We start from the raw sequence: 1,738 nt of genomic DNA, 5'->3' as shown, positions 1-1,738 counted from the left end.
AAGGTGTCCCCGGGTCTGGCCTGTCAGAAAGACACAGCAGAAGAGAGAATGAAGCAGGGGAAGATATCAGCGGAACAGTTACAGTCAGCCCGGGAAAAGGATATCTGACCTGTGACAGAGTGGCCGTGGCGGCGCGTCAGCGCAGCCCTGCCACGCGCCGCAGGCCGGGTTTTCGGCGGACGGACAGACAGTGACGGGGGAACGAGTCCCCCGCCAGTGCATCAGACCACCGGCGGCAGCGCCCCCGGATAGTGCCGCGCGATAATATCGTTCACCTTCTCCACCAGGTCGGGCCGGGTAAAGGTGACGTGCGCGGAGCCTTTTTTGTATGTGCGTACCGTGAAATACTCACACGTGAACACCTCGCCCACACTCGCCGCGCCGCCCTGGCTGATAAACGCGCTCAGGTTTGCCCCCTCGGAGACGCGGTTGTCGGGAATGGTCTTTCCGTCGAGTAACCAGAACGGGCGGGCAAGGTCATCGATCCGGTTCTGTGCATACGTGCGCACGGAAAAATACAGCCCGCGATGATTGTCCAGGACACCATCAATGATAATTTTTTTTCCCAGCAGGCACGGGTTATGCGTTTTATAGTCCCATGAGAGGTTGCGGAACACGTCAATCACGCCCTGCTCAAACGTTTCTCCCTTGCTGGCGTTAAGCGCCCGGAACGTGGCGATCACGTTGTCGAGGGTGATTTCGGGGCAGTCGTCGCTGTAGAGCTGCGTGTCCCACGCCTTGCGCTGCGCCTCGCTCATCAGCGTAAACATACCCGTGTCATTCATCAGGCGCGTCCAGATGTCGCGATCGGCATAACGGCAGATACTGCGTTTTAAAACGGCTTCCCGTGTGGCGCTGCGGTCGGCTGACAGACTGCGTTCGATGATGTCGGTCATGCCGGAGATCCACCCGCGCCCGGATGCTTCAAAAATGAATGTCTGCGCCTCGCGTAGCAGCCTTATCGCCTCCAGAAACGCCGTCACTCCGCTGTTTCGCTGCGCCACAATGCGCTCAACGGGCAAAGACGGGATGACCTCTCCCGCGCCGCTGTGGGGGGTAATGTCGACGCTGACAGCCTGTGTGGTGGTGTGATTCATGATGTCCTCCTTCTGCTGTTGCCGCCCCTTTCGGAGCGGCTCACCTGGTTAGTTAAATGCGCGTGTCAGTTCGAGGGTGCGGAGCACCTGACCAAAATCGGCGTTTTTCATCGCGGGGATGTGAACACCACGCCCCTTGCGTATGCTTTTTGCGATATGCCGCCCGAATGCCCTGAGCGTGGGGTCAATTTCCGGCGCGGGAATATCGACGCGGGGGATGCGGGAATGACGGCGGGGCTTTACAGCCTCTGCGGAAGGTGGAAGAATGACAGGTGTCATTTAGGTGACTCCTTTATAGTTGGTTAGTCGATAGCCGCAAAGTCGTTACAGCGATTTTTGCGGCGTGGATAAAGCAGGGGTTTCCCTGCTTTTTTCATCTCTGCGTTTTGCTCTCTGCTTCTTCTGCCTCCTTTTGCACGTTGTCGGTAATGTCTTCGGGATCGCCCAGAAACCAGCCCTGAACAGGTTTGTAACGCTCAATAAACGCCTTAATTGCGCCCTTTCCGGTCATGGCTTTCACGCGGGTAAACATCGGAATAACGCCTTTTGCGTCGCGTCCGGTAAATGTGATCTGATAAACACGCATCGCCTGTGTCTGCATTTTTTCCTCCTGATTTTTAAAGAACATCACCCGTTGAGTT

The 1,738-nt window shown here is 56.8% G+C and carries 4 protein-coding genes; 1 reads left to right on the top strand and 3 read right to left on the bottom strand.

Annotated features, from left to right (window positions below):
• Positions 1-3 precede the first annotated feature (3 nt).
• Positions 4-108: a gas vesicle protein GvpC gene (gene gvpC / locus HMPREF3096_RS28670; RefSeq protein ID WP_049077807.1), complete on the top strand. Its 105-nt coding sequence runs from the start codon at positions 4-6 to the stop codon at positions 106-108.
• Between the two features lie 113 nt (positions 109-221).
• Here gvpC and HMPREF3096_RS04685 read toward each other — a convergent pair whose 3' ends face one another.
• The 3 genes from HMPREF3096_RS04685 to HMPREF3096_RS04675 form a co-directional block, all read right to left on the bottom strand.
• Positions 222-1,097, bottom strand: coding sequence for a DUF4942 domain-containing protein (locus HMPREF3096_RS04685; protein ID WP_022644715.1), 876 nt, complete (start codon positions 1,095-1,097; stop codon positions 222-224).
• A gap of 48 nt (positions 1,098-1,145) precedes the next feature.
• Positions 1,146-1,376, bottom strand: coding sequence for a CCDC81 family HU domain 1-containing protein (locus HMPREF3096_RS04680; RefSeq protein ID WP_020321344.1), 231 nt, complete (start codon positions 1,374-1,376; stop codon positions 1,146-1,148).
• A 94-nt stretch (positions 1,377-1,470) separates the two neighbouring features.
• Complete coding sequence (locus HMPREF3096_RS04675; RefSeq protein ID WP_022644716.1) at positions 1,471-1,698, bottom strand: hypothetical protein; 228 nt, start codon at positions 1,696-1,698, stop codon at positions 1,471-1,473.
• Between the last annotated feature and the right edge of the window lie 40 nt (positions 1,699-1,738).

This window comes from Klebsiella sp. HMSC25G12 (assembly GCF_001807705.1).
GTDB classification, from domain to species: Bacteria; Pseudomonadota; Gammaproteobacteria; order Enterobacterales; family Enterobacteriaceae; genus Klebsiella; species Klebsiella variicola.
The sequence above is the reverse complement of the archived record's forward strand: the minus strand, read 5'-3'. Positions and strand labels throughout refer to the sequence as shown.

Excerpts from the sequence above, each read along its gene's own strand:
- HMPREF3096_RS04680 (WP_020321344.1), bottom strand. The coding sequence starts at position 1,376 with ATGACACCTGTCATTCTTCCACCTTCCGCAGAGGCTGTAAAGCCCCGC.
- HMPREF3096_RS04675 (WP_022644716.1), bottom strand. The coding sequence starts at position 1,698 with ATGCAGACACAGGCGATGCGTGTTTATCAGATCACATTTACCGGACGC.
- HMPREF3096_RS04685 (WP_022644715.1), bottom strand. The coding sequence starts at position 1,097 with ATGAATCACACCACCACACAGGCTGTCAGCGTCGACATTACCCCCCAC.